17 protein-coding genes are annotated in these 17180 nt (G+C 65.2%); 14 read left to right on the top strand and 3 right to left on the bottom strand.

Going from position 1 to position 17180, the window contains the following annotated elements; translation table 11 throughout:
• The first annotated feature begins 3 nt into the window (after window positions 1–3).
• Both E3T31_RS16040 and E3T31_RS16035 read left to right on the top strand, forming a co-directional pair.
• The gene (locus tag E3T31_RS16040; protein WP_370304629.1) at window positions 4–948 is read left to right on the top strand and encodes a phosphodiesterase; all 945 of its coding nucleotides are present in this window, start codon (window positions 4–6) and stop codon (window positions 946–948) included.
• 126 nt (window positions 949–1074) lie between these two features.
• Window positions 1075–2103: a tyrosine recombinase XerC gene (locus E3T31_RS16035; protein WP_134470213.1), complete on the top strand. Its 1029-nt coding sequence runs from the start codon at window positions 1075–1077 to the stop codon at window positions 2101–2103.
• A 47-nt stretch (window positions 2104–2150) separates the two neighbouring features.
• Here the strand turns inward: E3T31_RS16035 and E3T31_RS16030 are convergent, their stop codons facing one another.
• Window positions 2151–2687, bottom strand: coding sequence for a murein hydrolase activator EnvC (locus tag E3T31_RS16030; protein ID WP_134470211.1), 537 nt, complete (start codon window positions 2685–2687; stop codon window positions 2151–2153).
• A 339-nt stretch (window positions 2688–3026) separates the two neighbouring features.
• Between E3T31_RS16030 and rpsB the strand changes: the two genes are divergently transcribed.
• The 9 genes from rpsB (at window position 3027) to E3T31_RS15985 (ending at window position 9893) form a co-directional block, all read left to right on the top strand.
• Window positions 3027–3971: a 30S ribosomal protein S2 gene (gene rpsB, locus E3T31_RS16025; protein WP_134470209.1), complete on the top strand. Its 945-nt coding sequence runs from the start codon at window positions 3027–3029 to the stop codon at window positions 3969–3971.
• A 10-nt stretch (window positions 3972–3981) separates the two neighbouring features.
• Window positions 3982–4809 (top strand): translation elongation factor Ts, encoded by an 828-nt coding sequence (gene tsf, locus E3T31_RS16020; protein WP_134470207.1) that lies wholly within the window; start codon window positions 3982–3984, stop codon window positions 4807–4809.
• A gap of 122 nt (window positions 4810–4931) precedes the next feature.
• Window positions 4932–5693 carry a UMP kinase gene (pyrH, locus tag E3T31_RS16015; RefSeq protein ID WP_134470205.1) on the top strand — a complete coding sequence of 254 codons (762 nt, stop codon included), beginning with the start codon at window positions 4932–4934 and terminating at the stop codon, window positions 5691–5693.
• A 30-nt stretch (window positions 5694–5723) separates the two neighbouring features.
• A complete protein-coding gene (frr, locus tag E3T31_RS16010) occupies window positions 5724–6278 on the top strand; it encodes a ribosome recycling factor (RefSeq protein WP_092108831.1) in 555 nt (184 codons plus the stop codon).
• 11 nt (window positions 6279–6289) lie between these two features.
• Entirely contained in the window at window positions 6290–7303 is a 1014-nt protein-coding gene (locus tag E3T31_RS16005) for a phosphatidate cytidylyltransferase (protein WP_134470203.1), read from the top strand.
• Between the two features lie 46 nt (window positions 7304–7349).
• The gene (locus E3T31_RS16000; RefSeq protein WP_134470201.1) at window positions 7350–8069 is read left to right on the top strand and encodes a DivIVA domain-containing protein; all 720 of its coding nucleotides are present in this window, start codon (window positions 7350–7352) and stop codon (window positions 8067–8069) included.
• Between the two features lie 54 nt (window positions 8070–8123).
• Window positions 8124–8783 (top strand): lytic transglycosylase domain-containing protein, encoded by a 660-nt coding sequence (locus tag E3T31_RS15995; RefSeq protein WP_134470199.1) that lies wholly within the window; start codon window positions 8124–8126, stop codon window positions 8781–8783.
• 52 nt (window positions 8784–8835) lie between these two features.
• Entirely contained in the window at window positions 8836–9138 is a 303-nt protein-coding gene (locus E3T31_RS15990; RefSeq protein WP_166788535.1) for a hypothetical protein, read from the top strand.
• Window positions 9135–9893, top strand: coding sequence for an alpha/beta hydrolase (locus E3T31_RS15985; RefSeq protein WP_134470197.1), 759 nt, complete (start codon window positions 9135–9137; stop codon window positions 9891–9893). Before E3T31_RS15990 ends, E3T31_RS15985 begins: the two co-directional genes overlap by 4 nt.
• Before the next feature lie 14 nt (window positions 9894–9907).
• Here the strand turns inward: E3T31_RS15985 and E3T31_RS15980 are convergent, their stop codons facing one another.
• Both E3T31_RS15980 and E3T31_RS15975 read right to left on the bottom strand, forming a co-directional pair.
• Window positions 9908–10957, bottom strand: a complete 1050-nt coding sequence (locus E3T31_RS15980) for an AI-2E family transporter (protein ID WP_134470195.1) — start codon at window positions 10955–10957, stop codon at window positions 9908–9910.
• Window positions 10958–10980: 23 nt separating this feature from the next.
• Window positions 10981–12588, bottom strand: a complete 1608-nt coding sequence (locus E3T31_RS15975; protein ID WP_134470193.1) for a hypothetical protein — start codon at window positions 12586–12588, stop codon at window positions 10981–10983.
• Window positions 12589–12832: 244 nt separating this feature from the next.
• On the opposite strand from E3T31_RS15975, the gene E3T31_RS15970 reads away from it, so the two are divergent.
• The 3 genes from E3T31_RS15970 to E3T31_RS15960 form a co-directional block, all read left to right on the top strand.
• A complete protein-coding gene (locus E3T31_RS15970; protein WP_134470191.1) occupies window positions 12833–14659 on the top strand; it encodes a hypothetical protein in 1827 nt (608 codons plus the stop codon).
• Entirely contained in the window at window positions 14656–15633 is a 978-nt protein-coding gene (locus tag E3T31_RS15965) for a tetratricopeptide repeat protein (protein WP_134470190.1), read from the top strand. The genes E3T31_RS15970 and E3T31_RS15965 overlap by 4 nt, the downstream gene beginning before the upstream one ends.
• A gap of 506 nt (window positions 15634–16139) precedes the next feature.
• Window positions 16140–17180 (top strand): DUF222 domain-containing protein (locus tag E3T31_RS15960; protein WP_134470188.1); only part of this gene is annotated, 1041 nt, incomplete at its 3' end.

The following is a 17180-nucleotide window of genomic DNA, read 5'->3' as shown; positions in this document are numbered from 1 at the left end:
AGCATGCAGTGGGGCCAGTATGCGCCCGCCGACAAGATTCTGGTTCACCTCAGCGACACCCATTTTCTAGCGGATGCCTCGGCGCTGTACGGCACCGTCGACACCGACACCACGGTGCATCGTGCCCTCGAACAGCTGCACCGGTCGGGCATCCGCCCCGATGCCCTCATAATCACCGGTGATGTCGCCGATCGTGGCGAAGCGGATGCCTACCGCCGCATCCGCGGCATCGTCGAAGCCGCCGCGGCCCAGTGGCAAGCGAAGGTCATCTGGGTGATGGGCAACCACGACCAGCGCGCCGCATTTCGGAGCGTCCTACTCGGGCAGGATCAGCCGGGCGAAGCTGCGCGCGCAGCTGATCAAGGCACTCTCGACCAAGGCCGCGTCGACCAGGACCCTGTCGACCAGGTGCACGACCTCGACGGCTTGCGAATCATTGCCCTCGACACCAGCGTGCCGGGCTATCACCACGGTGAGGTGACCGACGCGCAGCTGGAGTGGCTGCGCACGGTGCTCAGCACGCCCGCCCGTCACGGCTCCATCCTGGCGCTGCACCACCCGCCGATTCCCACCCCGCTGCCGTTGATGAGCGTGCTCGAACTGCAGGAACAGCCGCGCTTGGCGGCGGTGCTGGCCGGCAGCGACGTACGCGCGATTCTCGGTGGTCACCTGCACTATGCGACCCAGGGTCTGTTCGCCGGAATTCCAGTCTCCGTGGCCGCGGCCACCTGCTACACGATGGATCTCAGCGCTCCCGAGCGTGAACTGACCGGCGTCAAAGGCGGCCGCACCGTCAACCTGCTGCACGTCTACGCCGACCAGATCACGCACTCGCAGGTACCGATCGGCGCCTTCGATACGGCCACCCATTTTCCGGCCGACTACGTCGATCGACTGGCCACCCTGTCACCCGAAGCCCGACTCGAAGCCTTTTCCCGCCAACAATGATCACGCGAAGCGCCCCAGCGCCAGCAGACCAACGCGACCACGAACGGATGCCGTTCGGCCCGCCAATTCTGCCCCCGTGCCGCGGGTTGCGCGCGGCACGCTCGCTGCCGAGACGAAACTGAAACCGTGACCCTGACCGACGACATCGACGCGTTTCTGCGCTACCTGAGCGCGGAGCGTGGCTACTCGGCGCACACCGTTCGGGCGTACCGCACCGATCTGGCGCAGCTGGCGGCGTTTGCTGCGGAACGTGGTGCCGCGGCATCCGCTGATCTGACCCTGGAGCTGCTGCGGGAATGGCTGTGGGTCGGCACCCAGGCCGGCCTGGCCCGCGCGACGCTCGCCCGTCGGTCGGCGTCAGCGCGCAGCTTCTCCGCCTGGCTGGCGCGGGCCCGCGACGACAGTGTGGATCCGGCCGCTCGCCTGCGCTCGCCGAAGCCTGGCCACACCCTTCCCCGCGTGATCACCCACACCCAGATGAACGAGTTGCTCGAACTGCTGACGGCCCGCGCGCACGGGGGAGTGGAGGCCAGAGGTATGCCAGATGGCGCTGAATCCGGGACCCGCATCGATCGCGAACCTGCCGTGCGTGATCTGGCCGTGCGTGATCTGGCCGTGCGCGACCTGGCAATCGTCGAACTGCTCTACGCCTCGGCCCTGCGTGTTTCCGAACTCGTCGGACTCGACGTCGCCGACGTCGACCTCGACCGGCTGACCGTGCGGGTCACGGGCAAGGGCTCCAAGGAGCGCGTGGTACCGTTCGGCGTGCCGGCGCAGCGTGCGATCGTGCACTACCTCGGCCTGGCCCGCCGCTCGCTCGTGGAACACGCGTCGAGCTCGGGCCCGACGTTAGCGGTCGGCACCACAGCACCCGGCACCACAGCGTTGTTTCTTGGCCGCCAGGGTCAGCGTCTGGGCACACGCGGGGTCTACCGACTGGTTGCCACGCTGCTCGCCGAGGTTCCCGGAACCGGTCCGGCGGGTCCCCACGCCTTGCGACACACCGCGGCCACCCACCTTCTCGACGGCGGCGCCGACCTGCGGGCCGTGCAGGAGCTACTCGGACACGTCAGCCTCGGCACCACCCAGATCTACACGCACGTCTCCGCCGAACGGCTCAAGGCCAGCTACGGACTGGCCCACCCCCGCGCCTGACCGCCGGCGTTGCTATGGTCGCGCTGACACGTCAGTACGGCGCACCGTCACGGGCCGGCCGGAAGCAGAACTGCCCGCTGTAAGCCGCCGAGATAGAGCAGCGGCGACACGTAGTTCCCGTGCAGGCGTATCCCCAGGTGCAGGCAGCCCGGCGGGCAATGGCCGCCCGTCGCCACAGTTCCGATCTGCTGCCCGGCCTGCACCCGGTCGCCCTCGGCCACGAGCGCCAGCACCGGCTCCACCGTTGTGATCAGATCACCGGCCTGGGTGAGGGAGAGCACCGGTCGATCAACGACCACTCCGGCGAACGATACGACGCCGTCGTGCGGAGCCAGCACGGTATCGCCGGTCTGCGCCGTCAGGTCGATGCCTCGATGACCGGCAGCATAGGGCGTGACCGGCGCAATGAACGGGGCGATCACCCGGTGCGGCTCCGGAAGCGGCCAGCGCCAGCCATCCGCTGCCGGCGTCACGACCGCCGGGGGAACCGCGCTCGCCGTGGCAACGGGACTCCCGAGAAGAATGAGCAGCATCACAGCGGATGTCGCCAGGCGGCGAATCGCGAGATTGCGTACCGTATGCATGGGGCCAGCCTGGCCGGGTGGCGCCTCGGGCGAACAGCTCGTGGGCGCAATCGTGCAGAGGACATAAGGACCGCGGCGGTGGAGGAGCCGTTCTCCTGCGGTCCGGTCTCGACCACCCGGCCGACGGTGGTACGCTATCCCCAGCAGCGCTTTGTGCGCTGACTACGCGTGCCCATTTGGCCGCCATGTTCAATCGGTCCCGTACAGCCAGATTCATGCACAGCGAATCTTGCAGGTACAGGGCGGACATGTGCCGGGCACCAGGAGCGATGATCGACCGATCATCGCACAAACCGATTGGTGTGCGTGCGAGCGCGCATCAGAACAGGAGTACGGCACATGGCCGTCGTAACCATTCGCCAGCTGCTTGACAGCGGCGTGCACTTCGGGCACCAGACCCGCCGTTGGAACCCGAAGATGAAGCGCTTCATCTTCACCGAGCGTTCCGGCATCTACATCATCGACCTGCAGCAGTCGCTCGGGTTCGTCGACAAGGCCTATGACTTCGTCAAGGAGACGGTTGCCCACGGCGGCACCATCCTCTTCGTTGGCACCAAGAAGCAGGCCCAGGAATCCATTTCAGAGCAGGCGCAGCGCGTAGGCCAGCCCTACGTCAACCAGCGCTGGCTCGGTGGACTCCTCACCAACTTCCAGACCGTTTCCAAGCGTCTGGCCCGCATGAAAGAACTCGAAGAGCTTGACTTCGAAGACACCGCGAAGAGCGGTTTCACGAAGAAGGAAATGCTCATCAAGAAGCGCGAACTCGTCAAGCTGCACAAGAGCCTCGGCGGAATCCGCAACCTCACGAAGACCCCGTCTGCGCTGTGGGTTGTTGACACCAACAAGGAGCACCTCGCTATTGACGAGGCGCGCAAGCTCGGCATCCCCGTCATCGCCATCCTCGACACCAACTGCGACCCCGACGACGTGCAGTACCCGATCCCGGGCAACGACGACGCCATCCGCTCCGTTGGCCTGCTGACCCGCATCATCGCGGACGCAGCAGCCGAGGGCCTGATCCAGCGCCACGCCAAGCCGGAGGCCGAAGTTGAGCCTCTCGCCGCGTGGGAAGCTGAACTGCTTCAGGCCTCCGACGCCGAAACCACCCCCGCGCAGTCCTCTGCCGAGACCGAGAAGGTTGCCGACGCTACCGTCGCCGCCGACGAGGCCGTCGTTGCAGAGCCCTCCGTCACCATCGCCGACGCTGTCGCCGACTCCGACATTGCCGCCGTACTGGCTGCTGTCGCCGACGAGCCGACCGTTGCCGCCGAAGAGACCAAGTAAGGAACCCGGTATGGCAAACTTCACACTCGAAAACGTCAAGGCTCTCCGCGAAAACCTCGGCACCGGAATGGTCGACACCAAGAACGCCCTCGTTGAAGCCGACGGCGACATGGACAAGGCCATCGAGATCCTGCGTCTCAAGGGTGCAAAGGGCAACGCCAAGCGCGCTGACCGTTCCACCTCTGAGGGACTCGTCGCTGCCAAGGAAATCGGCACGACCGCGTACATGATCGAACTCGCCTGCGAGACCGACTTCGTCGCCAAGGGTGACAAGTTCGTCGTTCTGGCCGACAAGGTGCTCGACGCGATCGCCACCGCTGGCGCGACCACGGTTGAGGCTGGACTGGCCGCGACGGCCGGCACCCAGACCGTTGCCGAGCTCATCGACGGCGAAGCGGCCATCATCGGCGAGAAGTTCGAACTTCGCCGTGTTGCCGCCGTCACCGGCGAATCGTTCTCGATTTACCTGCACAAGACCAGCAAGGACCTGCCCCCGCAGGTCGGCGTTGTTCTCGGCTTCTCTGGAGCCGACGTCGAGACCGCTCGCAGCGTCGCCCAGCACATCTCGTTCGCCAACCCCGAGTACCTCGCGGCCAGCGATGTTCCTGCTGACCTGGTGGAGACCGAGCGCAAGATCGTCACCGAGATCTCAAAGAACGAGGGCAAGCCGGAAGCGGCACTGCCCAAGATCGTTGAGGGACGCGTCAAGGCGTACCTCAAGCAGGTCGCCCTGCTCGAACAGGACTACGCCAAAGACAACAAGGTGTCCGTTGCGAAGGTCCTCGACGATGCAAAACTGACCGTGTCGGGTTTTGCCCGGTTCAAGGTCGGCGCCTAACAAAAAACGACGGAGGTCGGATTGCGAAAGCGATCCGGCCTCCGTTTTTGTGTGTGCCCCTGGGGTACGCGCGCGCTCTTGGTAGTTTGGTAACACCCCCACTTCGGAAGGCCCCGCACGACATGACTGACACGGCCAGCAACCCCACCCATAACAGCCCAGTGAACCTCACCGCTATCGTCAAGAAACGACGAGTGCTTCTGAAATTGTCGGGTGAGGCTTTTGGCGGCGGAGCCGTCGGAGTCAACCCGGATGTTGTCAGCTCGCTGGCCCGTGAAATCGCCGAGGGCGCCAAGCAGGTCGAGGTCGCCATCGTCGTCGGCGGTGGCAACTTCTTCCGCGGCGCAGAGCTCTCCCAGCGCGGCATGGACCGTGGCCGCGCCGACTATATGGGCATGCTCGGCACCGTCATGAACGCTCTGGCCCTGCAGGACTTCCTGGAGCAGGCCGGAGCTGAAACCCGGGTGCAGTCCGCCATCTCGATGACCCAGGTCGCTGAGCAGTACATTCCGCGCCGCGCCGAGCGTCACCTCGAGAAGGGCCGCGTCGTCATCTTCGGTGCCGGCGCTGGCCTGCCCTACTTTTCCACCGACACCGTCGCTGCCCAGCGCGCCCTCGAAATCGACGCTGACGTCGTGCTCGTGGCAAAAAACGGTGTCGACGGCGTGTATTCCGACGACCCGCGCACCAACCCCGATGCGCAGAAGATCCACCACATCACCTACCTCGAGGCGCTGCAGCGCGGCCTCAAGGTGGTCGACTCCACCGCTTTCAGCCTGTGTATGGACAACCACATGCCGATGCAGGTCTTCGGCATGGCCCCGGAAGGCAACGTCACCGCCGCCATTCTGGGCACCGATCTGGGCACGCGCGTCTCCAACTAGAATTATTCCACCACCAATAAAGGAGTCACCGTGATCGCGGATGTTCTTTCCGACGCCACTGCGCGCATGAACCGGGCCCTCGAGGCCGCCAAAGATGATTTTGGAACCGTGCGCACTGGGCGCGCCAACCCGCAGATGTTCGCGAAAATCCTGGTGAGTTACTACGGCACCTTGACCCCGCTGGAGCAGCTCGCTTCCCTGCAGAATCAGGAAGCGCGCACCATGCTGATCGGCCCGTACGACAAGGCGGCCCTGCGCGACATCGAGATCGCCATTCGCGACACTCCGAACCTGGGCGCCAACGTCGGCAACGACGGCACTACCATTCGCGCGACCCTCCCAGAGCTCACCACGGAACGCCGCAAGGAATTCGTGAAAATCGTCAAGGCCAAGGCAGAGGATGCCCGCATCTCGGTGCGAAACATCCGTCGCAAGGCCAAGGATGAGCTCGACGCGCTCAAGAGCGAGGTCGGCGACGACGAGGTCGGTCGGGCCGAGAAAGAGCTGGAGCTGATCACCAAGAGCCATGTGGACGGCATTGATGACGCGTTCAAGCGCAAGGAAGCCGAACTCCTCGAGATCTAGGAAGCCTTCAGATGACCGAGAAACCCGGGAACGACCAGCCGCACAAGCGCGGTCACGGTGTCAGTCGTGCCGAGTTTCGGGCGCAAGTGAAGACGACGCGGGCCGATTTTGAACGTCAGGTGCAAACTACCAAGGCTGATTTCGAGCGGCAGGTGCAGGCGACGCGTGCCCAGCTTGATGCCACCAACGAGCGCATCGAAGCCCGTACCGGGCGCAACCTCATTCTCGCAATACTGATCGGGCTCGTGCTCGGCGGTTCGATGCTGGTCAGCCTCATCATCGTCAAGCAACTGTTCATGATCTTCGCGGTCGTGATCGTCGCCTTCTGTGCCTTCGAGCTGGCCCAGGCGCTGCGGCACGCCGGACGTAATGTTCCGCGCATCCCGGTCGTCATCTCTGCCGTCGCGATCGTCCCGGCCGCGTTCTACGAAGAGGCGACCGGCCAGTGGCTCGTGATGCTCGGCGGGATCGTGCTGATCGCCCTGTGGCGGCTGGCGCTTCTGGTGATTCCGTCCCATCGCGCCCCGGCCCGGTCCATTGTCGGCGACGTGGGCGGCGGCATCCTGATTCAGGTCTATGTCGTGTTCCTGGCGAGCTTCGCCGTGCTGCTCGTCGCCCAGCCCGAGGGGCAGTGGTGGGCGCTTGCCTTCCTGATCCTGGTTATTTCCGCCGATACCGGGGCCTACGTCAGCGGGCTCAATTTTGGCAAGCATCCGATGGCACCCTCGATCAGCCCCAAGAAAACCTGGGAAGGCTTTATTGGTGCCGGCCTGATTTGCATGATCGCCGGCGTTCTGCTGTCCATCTTCATGCTGGATCAGGAGTGGTGGTTCGGGCTGGTCTTCGGCGTCGTGATTCTGCTCACGGCGACGTTCGGCGATCTGGCCGAATCGCTGATCAAACGCGACCTCGGTATCAAGGACATGAGCTCCTGGCTGCCCGGGCACGGCGGTTTTCTGGACCGGCTGGACTCGATCCTCCCGTCGGCCGCCGCGGCCTACGCCCTCTACCTGGTCTTTGCGTGAGCCGAACCGATTCGCCCCCCGTCAGCACAACCGAGACAATGAGGCTATGAGCACCATATTTCCCCGAGTGGGCAAGAAGACTCTCGGCTACAACGTGAGCCAGGTCGATGCCTTTCTGGCCGCGGCCCGACGCGCCTACGATCGGCACGACCTGACCGACGATGAAACGGATGCCGACACCCGCGTCGTCGAATCCGTGAACGAGATCACCGCCCGCAGTAGTGCTGACCGCCACGGGAGCCCAGTATCGGGAACTGTGCCGGACGGGACGGAGGCCATCCACGCCATCGTCGGCGTCAAGGCCGCCGCGGAAGCCGACCGCACTGGCGCGACCTTGACGGCCGAAGCCATTCGACACACCGCCTTCGCCATGCACAAGGGCGGATATTCGCCGGAACATGTCGACGCTGCACTGGAGCGACTCGAGGACGCCTTTGCCGCCCGGGAACGCGATGACGCCACGCGCACCGGGGGAGAGCAGGCCTGGATGGTCGACGCCGAGAAGACCGCCACGGTACTTGTTGCCCGCCTCAGCCGTGCGCCCGGGCACCGATTCACCCGTACCAGTGTGCTCGCGGTCGGCTACAAACGGGTCGATGTTGATCGGTTCGCAAACAAACTGGTGAAGTATTTTCTGGACGGTCGTGAGCTCACCGTCGACGAAGTACGAACCGCCGTTTTTCGCCCTGAACGGGGCGGATACCGCGAAGGCCAGGTCGACCTGGTGCTCGACAGCGTCGTCGACGTGATGCTGGCGGTACGTTGATTTGGTGACCGTTATCTGGCCGTTACCAAAGATGTGGGCTAGGGTCATCTAGTAATGGGTAGGCATCTGCAACTAATCGAATCCGTCCCGGCCAAGGCGCGGCCGTCGGTTCGTCGAACTCGGCGTCGGGCCAAGCCGACTCACTTTCTGTTCGGATTCACCGCCGCCTTCGCGTTCGTGCTCGTGACCGTCGTCGATCCCTACTCGGGTGCCACTGCATCCCCCTACTTTCAACTCGCCGGCAGCACCACCGACGAGGGGCCGGCCCAGGCCGTGCTCGTGGCCGGCAGCTACACCAATACCATCACTCGCGACGGCTTCACCGTCACCGAGAAGCCCAAACCGGTACCGGTGGTCGTCGCCGTGGAAAAGAAGCGAAGCGTCACCGCCCCGTCCGCCGCAGTTCCGGATCCCGGTTCCGCTCAGGCCTACGCGTACGACGCTGTCGCGGGTCGGGGCTGGGGCGAAGACCAGTACAACTGCCTGGTCTCGCTGTGGCAGAAAGAATCAGGCTGGCGAGTGAACGCCGAGAACAGTTCGAGCGGAGCCTACGGCATCCCGCAGGCGCTTCCCGGCTCCAAAATGGCCACGGCCGGTGACGACTGGGCGACCAACGCCGGCACCCAGATCGAATGGGGCCTCAGCTATATCACCGGCCGCTACGGCACCCCGTGCGGCGCCTGGGCCAAGTCCCAGGCTTCCGGCTGGTATTAGCGCTTACCGTTCTCATTTACGGTGTCGTCGGGCAGCAACCTAGACTGTTGTGATGGCGCGCAGCAATCGACCCCGAAGCCGCAAGAGCGCTCCGCGAGACGATGGCGCAGGCGCTGACCTGAACGACCTGCTGGCGGGCTGGCGCCGCAGCGAGGTGCGCCGCGACGGACTGTGGCACGTTCAACCGGTGCCGGCCAAGCAGGCCGCGAAGACCTATCTGTGTCCTGGCTGCACCCTCGACATCGTGCCCGGCACGGCGCACATGGTCGCCTGGCGCGGCGATGGAGTGCTTGGCGATGCGGCCGACCTAGCCAACCGGCGGCACTGGCACACTCACTGTTGGAGAATCAAATGACCGAGGAGACGTCCGTGACCCTGCCGGTCGACATTCGTGGCGGCATCGAACTGCCCGCCAGCATCGAGCACATCGAACTCAAAACCAGCGATGGCCTCACCCTGGTGGGGGAGTTGGCGACCCCGATCGGGCGTACGCCGGTGGCGACGCTCGTGACGCTGCATCCGCTGCCCACGGCCGGTGGATTCATGGACTCGCACATTCTGCGCAAGGCGGCCAACCGCCTGCCGGCGATGGCCGATCTGGCCGTACTGCGCTTCAACACCCGCGGGACCTCGTCGCCGCGCGGCACCAGTGGCGGTGACTTCGGGGAGGGCGTCACCGAACGCGCCGACGTGGCCGCGGCGATGGCCTTCGTCGCCGAACGCCATCTGCCCAATCCGTGGCTGGTCGGCTGGTCCTTCGGCACTGAGCTCGCCCTCAAGTACGGGCTGGAGCACCCGATCCGCGGCGCCATTCTGCTGTCACCGCCGCTGCACCGCACGACGAAGGCCGAACTGGCCGCGTGGGCTGGGAATGAGCGGCAGCTGGTCGCGGTCATTCCCGAATTCGACGATTACCTGCGACCGGATGCCGCTCGCTTGCGGTTCGCGAGTGTGCCCAGCCTTCGGTTCGTCGCCGTCGAGGGCGGCAAACACCTCTGGGTCGGCGAAAACCTGACCCGGCGGGTTCTCACCGAGATCGTCGCCACCGTTAACCCCGCCGCGGTGCCACTACCCATCGAATGGACGGACGGCTTGCGCGACCCGTCCTGAGCCGGTTGTAGCAGCTAGAGCTCGTTCTGGCGGGGGATGACGACCTGCTTGACGATCATGATGACCGACGCGGCGACCGGGATGGCGATCAGCGCGCCGAGAATGCCGAGCAGGCTGCCGCCGGCCAGGGCCGCAATCACCACGACAGCGCCCGGAACCGACACGGCGCGGCTCATGATGTTTGGGCTGAGAACGTATGCTTCCACCTGCATATAGATGAGGTAGTAGATGGCGGCGGCCAGCGCGGTCTGGGGTGAGCTGCCGATCTCGGGAATCAAACAGGTCAGCACGATGATGACCGAACCGGAGATGGTACCGACGAGCGGAACGAGCGAGAGTAGAAAAGCGATGAAGGCGAGCAGCGCCGGGAACGGTGCGCCGATGATCGAGAGAAAGATGAAGCTCAGCACGCCGTTCACCGAGGCGAGCGCGGCCTGTCCCACGATGTAGCGGCCGACGGCCGTGGTGATCTGCTCGCTGATATCGGTGAACCGCTCACGTTTCGATGCGGGAACCAGTTGGTAGGTGGCGCGCTTCATGCTGTTGAGGGAGGCGGTGAAGTACAGCGTGAGAATGAGAATGATGAGGGCACCGAACAGGCCACCGACAAACGCGAGCCCAGACTGAACGATGGTGGTGGTGATGTTGGTGAGGTTGCCGCCCACAGAGTCGGTGACGGTCTTGGTGATCCCCGTGATGTCGAGGCCGGGAAACTGCTCCTGGAGATCACTCAGAAACGTAGAACTGTTCACCGCCTTGACCAAATCCGGAATGAGCTGGGCCAGCTTGGAGACCTGGTCGACGATGATCGGAGCGATTGCGAAAACGACGCCGGTGAGCACACCGAGCACGGCGGCGACCACGGTGAGAATCGCGGCCCAGCGGGGAAATCGCTTCTTCTCCAGCCAGGAGACGGCCGGATCGAGACCGAGCGCAATGAACAGCGCGGCGCCGACGTAGATGATGATCGTCTGCAGGGTGATCACCGAGGTGATGATCAAAAGGCCGAGGCCTACGCCCAGAGTCCCGACGAGTCCGAACCGAAACGCATTCTGAATTTTCACGGGTCGTCTCCAGGAGTAGGGAATTACTCGGCTGCGACCCGTTCGGCCTGGGTCAAAACGCTGCGCAGGCTTTCAAAGTACCCCGCTACGGCATCGCGCTCAATTCTAATCTGCGCCATGCGATCTTCGGCGTCAGCGACCAGGGCACGCGACCGTGTCGTCGCGTCCTCGACGAGGGCCGAAGCGCTGGTCTGGGCGTCGTGCAGAATGCGCGCGGCAGTCTCGTCGGCGAGGTCCTTGTTGGCCTTGGCCTCCGCCCGGGCTCCCGTGTCCAGCTGCTCGTTGAGCGCACGTAGTTCGAGCGTACGCTCAGTGGTCTCGGCGAGCTGCCCGGCGGCATCCGTCTGGAATTTCTGCGCCAGTGCCACCGCCTCCTGGTGCCGGGTGAGGTGTTCCTGCTCTGCTTCGTCGCGGCGGGCTTTCAGCTCGACATCGAAGTCGGCTCGGGCCTGGTCGATTTCTCTGGCCAGCTGGGCGGCCTCGTGCTGGCCGGTCTTCCGGGTCGCGGCGAGCTCGGTTTGTACGTCGATGCGGGCCTGCTCGGCCTCGGCCTCGGCCTCGAGGCGGGCTTGCTGGTTGTCCCTGGTCAGGTCGGCGCCGGCTTGTTCCACGTCGGCGGCCAGGGTTGCACGTGCCTGCTCGATCTCGCGATCGGCCGTGACGCGCTTGCGGTCGAGGTCGCGGGCGAGGTCAGTCTGGGCCTGCGCGCTTTCGACCTCGGCGACTGCGCGGGCCTGCTCGATCTCGCGGGCCACGTCGATGCGGCCCTGTTCCACCTCGGCGGCGAGCAGGGTGCGGGCCTGCTCGGCTTCGTGAGCGCGGCTCAGGCGGGCTTCTTCGGTGTCGCGCGCGCGATCCACACGAGCCTGGTCGGTTTCGGCAGCCAGCGTTACGCGGGCCTGGTCGGTTTCCTGTTTGAAGGTCGCGCGCTGCTGGTCGAGTTCCAGCGCTACTTCGGCGCGAATAAGTTCTGTTTCGCGCGTCAGGCCGGCCGCTTCTTCGCGAGCCTCGGTGGCCTCACGCTGTGCGACGACGCGCACCTCGGCGGCTTCGCGATCCGCTTCAGAGCGGATGGCTGACACCTCACGTTTCACCGTGGCTCGGGCCTCGGCCGCCTCGGTGGCGACAGAGCCGCGAATCAGCGAGGCGTCCCGGGCAGCGTCCTGCATGACCCTCGCCTGCTCGTCCTGGGTACGTGCGCGCAAATCATCCGTTTCAATGCGAGCATCGTCGAGCAGTCGGCGAGCTTTGACGGCGGCGTCGGAAAGGGTGCGCTCGGCCTGCTCAGTGGAATTCCGTCGCAGCTGCTCGATCTCGTCGCTGGTCGTGGCGCGCAGTTTCTCCGCGTCGATATCGGCCTGGGCGATGACGCGGGTGGACTGTTCCTCGGCGACGCGAAGGGTGTTTTCCAGCTTCGTGCCCAGACCGGAGAACGTGGGACTGCCGACCTCTTCGATCTCGGCGGTGAGGTCATCGATGCGGGCGGCCAATCGTTTGACCTCGCGGCCGGCCTCAGCATTTTGGGTATTGGCCTGGATGAGTTGTCGGCGCAGGGATTGAACAGCCTTGGCGACCTCATCCTTGTCATAGCCACGAAATACCTGGGTGAAATCGGCGTCGTCGTCAGACACTTGTACTCCTTACACGCGGGGCCGGGCCCATCAATGGATCGTGCATTACGGGTCACCCGGTCAATTTTAGTGTGTTGGTGCCCCGTACGGTACGCGCCAGCTGCCAAATGGAGGCTGGACGGCTATTAGGCTCCTTTCAGGCGAACGGAGTAACGTTGAAAATCGTGTCTGAGGACTTTCAGTCACGTGGTTCAGCCAAAGTGACTGAACGGTACCAACCAGCTCAATTGCTGAAGGGTGATACGTGCGTTTTGTTCTAGCCATCGTGGCATTCGTGCTCGCCGCCGTGATGATCGTGCTCGGCATCGCGCAGCGAACTATCCTGCTCGAACCGGCCTTCAGCTCACTAACCTCGACCGCCACCGGCGAGACTTTGTACACCGTGATCGACCCGAGCGCCCTCGCGGCCTCCCCGGGTAGCCAGACGATCAACGTACGCGGCGAGGGACCCATCTTTTTGGCCTACGGGCGCTCCGAAGACGTGGCCGCCTGGATCGGTGATGACGCCTATGCCACCGTGGCGCTGAGCGAAAAAACGGGCGAACTGACCTCCACTGTCACGGCTGCCGTCGAACCCGACACGGACGACGACAGCTCGGATGCGCCGGTTGCCGCCGATGCTGCCGAGCCCCTGATCGTCAATCCGGCCGGTTCCGACCTGTGGCTCGAGGAGATCAGCGACACGGATTCGTTGACGACCACGCAGACCCTCCCGGAGGGCATCTCGGTGCTCGTTGCTTCGGACGGGGTCGAACCGGCGCCCGCGAACATCCGTTTGTCGTGGGCATCGGATAATTCCACCCCGTGGGCCGGCCCGCTGCTCGCCGGCGGCGCCCTGTTGCTGCTGTTCGGACTCGTGTTGTACCTGCTGGCCCTGTTGCACCTGCGCCGGTCCCGGCGACCGCGCCGCAACGTTCCGCGCGGACCGCGCCTGCCGCGGCTGCCGCGCGCACCCCGGCCGAAGGCCATCAAGGCCAGTCAGATCACCTCGTCGCGCCGCGGTATTGCCCGTCGCACCGCGATCCTGCCGATGATTTTGGTGTCCGGTCTCGCTCTGAGCGGATGCTCGGCCGATCTCTGGCCGGATTTCAGCGCAACGACGACGGAAACGGCGACTCCGACCCCGACTCCGGTGTCTACCGACTCGGTCGAAGCGGCCGCTGAGCTGGCACCGCCGGCCGTCACAGTCCCGCAGCTTGAAATCATCATGGGCGAGATTTCGCTCCTGACAGCGGATGCCGATGCGACCCTCAACGCGGACACTCTCGCGACCCGGTTCACCGGACCCGCGCTGGAACAGCGCCTGGCCAACTACGCGATTCGGGCGGTCGACGCGACAGTGCCGCCACTGCTGGCCTTGCCGGGAGCCCCACTCAGCTTCACGCTGCCGCAGCAGACGAATTCCTGGCCGCGAGTGGTGATGACGGTGATTCAGAACGAAACGGATGCCGAGATTCCACCGACCGCAATTATTCTGCAGCAGGAATCACCGCGGGCGAATTACCTCATTGAGTACGCCTTTCAGCTTGAGCCGGCTGCGCGGGTGCCCGAAGTTGCTCCGGCCCTGATCGGGGCGCCGGCGATCGCCCCCGACAACAAACTCCTGCTCTTGCCGCCGAACGAATTGGCAGCGGCCTACGCCGATGTGCTCCTGCAGGGCGCTGCGAGCCCGTCCGTCGACCTGTTCGAAGACGAAGTGGATGCCTTCCGCGCCCAGTTCGACGCCAGTCGCGCCGACCGGCAGGCGACCCTGCCCACCACCGCATCGATCGAATTCGGCACGGCGGCGGGGGACGGCAGCACTGTCGCCCTGGCCACCAACGACTCGGGCAGCATCGTGGCGGTCAGCGTCAACGAGACCGAGATCGTCAAACCGATCAACGACGGTGCCACGGTCAGCCCGAGCGGGGCCGCCAGCAAGGCACTGTCGGGAATCTCGTCGTCGTCCAAGGGCATTCTCAACACCTACAGCGACCAGCTGTTGTTCTACGTGCCGACGGCCGGATCGAGCGACAAAATCATCCTCCTGGGCTTTGCCCAGGGCCTCACCCAATCTGCGGAGCTTCCATGACCAACCTGCCCCCGTCCGGATCCAACCTGCGCGGAGCGGTTGACCTTTCCTCGCTCGTCAACCGTGGCCAGGCGGCAGCGCCCGAGACACCCGGTGCCGCAGCGGCACCAGCGGCTGCTGGCGCGCCCGCCGGCGTTGTGCCGGTGCCGAGCCTCGTGCTCGACGGCACCGACACGAACTTCGGTGAGCTGCTCGAGCTGTCCTCGCGCGTTCCGGTTATCGTCGGTCTTTGGGCCTCGCGGAGCGAACCCTCCACGGCACTGATGACCGTGCTGGAGAAGCTGATCATCGATCTGGCCGGCCGGTTCGTACTGGCCCGCGTCGACATCGACGCCAACCCCCAACTCGCCCAGGCGTTCCAGGCCCAGTCGGTGCCCACGGTCGCCGCCGTCATCACCGGCCAGCCGGTACAGCTGTTCAACGGCCCGCTGGCCGAGGAGCAGATCAGCGACGTGCTCGGCCGCGTGCTCGAACTCGCTGCCCAGCAGGGCGTGACCGGCACGGCCGAGGCGCCGGCCGCCGCCGCAGACGGAGAACCGGCCGAGGTCATCGAAGAGCCCCTGCCGCCGCACCACCTCGAGGCCTACGCCGCGATCGAGGCCGGCGATTATGCCACCGCGCAGAGCGAATACCGCACGGCGATCGCCCAGAACCCGAATGACACCATGGCCGTCGCCGGCCTTGCCCAGGTCAGCTTGCTGGCCCGCCTGCAGGGCAAAACGATCGACCAGATTCGGAACGGTGCCGCGTCTTCTCCCGACGATCTCGACGCGCAGTTGCTGGTCGCCGACCTCGACCTGTCCGGTGGGCACATCGAGGACGCCTTCGACCGACTGCTGAGCCTGTTTCCGGCCCAGCCAGCCCCCGGCCGCAACGCTATTCGCGAGCGCATCCTCGAACTGTTCGAGGTCATCGGCCAGGACGACCCCCGGGTCCCGCCGACTCGCTCTCGGCTGACCGCCCTGCTCTACTAGCGTCCTGCGGCGAAAGCCTGTCGTTTCACGGATTCGGGTACCTGTTTCAGATTAAGGACCTGACGATCGCGGCGACTGCTGCACGAACGGATGCCGCCGCCTCGGCCGCCGCCGACGTATCAGTCGGAGGCGCCGGTCACCTGCTGCGCGAAGCAGGTGACCGGCTGCCGGTCAGACGCGTCGAAACCGCCTTTGACCAACGCGGGTGGCCTGCGAAACCCGGCCATCCCCGTTGGTCGAGCCTACCGAGATCCCCAGGGATCAACGATGGCAACCTGCGAATCCCGGCGACTTCCGTTGGTCGATCCCGTCGAGACCGCCGTGGACTGGCCGGAGCGGTCTGGAGAACCCGGCCATTTGCCGTTGGTTGAGCTTGCCGAGACCGCCGTGGACTGACCTGAGCGGTCTGGAGAACCCGGGGTCTGCCCGAATGCATATTCGCACATAAATCCAAACATATCTGAGAATCTCTCGACTTGGACCTCGGGTTTTGGTACACTTCTTCTATGAGCCAGAGCGGCGACACTCCCCAGCCGGGCCGTGTCGATCCGTTCTTCGCGGCTCACGGCTACTTGCCTTCCACGCCCGAAGAGCGTGCCGAGTTCGAGGTATTCTGGGCGCAGTGTCAGGCTGATTGGCGCTTTGAAATTGCCGAGGGGCTCGGAGAATTCGCCCCATATGAAGACCTCGACCTGGAACTGGAACTGGTCAACCCGGCATCGGTGAGCGCGGAACCGGTCAACTGGGAATCGGTGAGCGCGGCGGCTGACCGGCCGGAGCTGATTGACGGCCCGCCCATTCCGGCTGACCTCGACCTGTCTGAGGTGTTCGCTGCGGTGCCGCCCGAGCACCTCTTCGATGAGGACCTCCGCGAAGCGTTCCTTTATACGAACTACCTCGCGGACAATTTCCTCCCGGACGATTTCATCCCGGACGAATGCACCGCGGACGAAGGCACCGCTGACGAGCGTCACACTGACCGTGCCGAGGCTGATCCGGCTGACGCTGACCCGGACCAACCCGGCCTGGCCCCTGGTGGTCCCGCGGACGTGCTGAGTTCGTTCCAGCGGCACCAGGCGCAGTTCGTCGACCGGGTGGTGTTCCTTGAGAAGGTGATCGCGTGGGCGCAGGCGAGTAAGGCCGAGGTTCTGACTGAGGCGTGGGATTACACCACCAACAGTGCCGAGACCGGTCGCCCCCAGGCCGGTCCGCAACACGAGCACGACTGGGATGCGACCTTCGCCGCTCAGCAGGGCCTGGTCGCCGAAATGGCCTGTGCGCTGCGCATCCCGGCCGGCACCGCCTCTGGCCTGTTGCGGGAGAGCCGGGTGCTGGTCGAATCCCGCCCGCAGACCCTTGACGCCCTCCGCACCGGGGAGATCTCCTTGCGGCATACCCAGCGGCTGCTCGAACAGCTCGATTCCGTCTCGCAGCCCGCCCGGGCCGAACTGGAGGCGGTGCTGCTGCCGCACGCGAAACGCCTCACTCCGGCGCAGTTTGATGGCAAGGCCCGCAAACTGCGGGAGCGGTTCCACCCGGACAGCATC

Origin of the sequence: Cryobacterium sp. TMS1-13-1, assembly GCF_004403125.1 — a bacterium.
GTDB lineage: Bacteria > Actinomycetota > Actinomycetes > Actinomycetales > Microbacteriaceae > Cryobacterium > Cryobacterium levicorallinum.
This window is presented reverse-complemented; position numbering and strand designations above follow the sequence as displayed.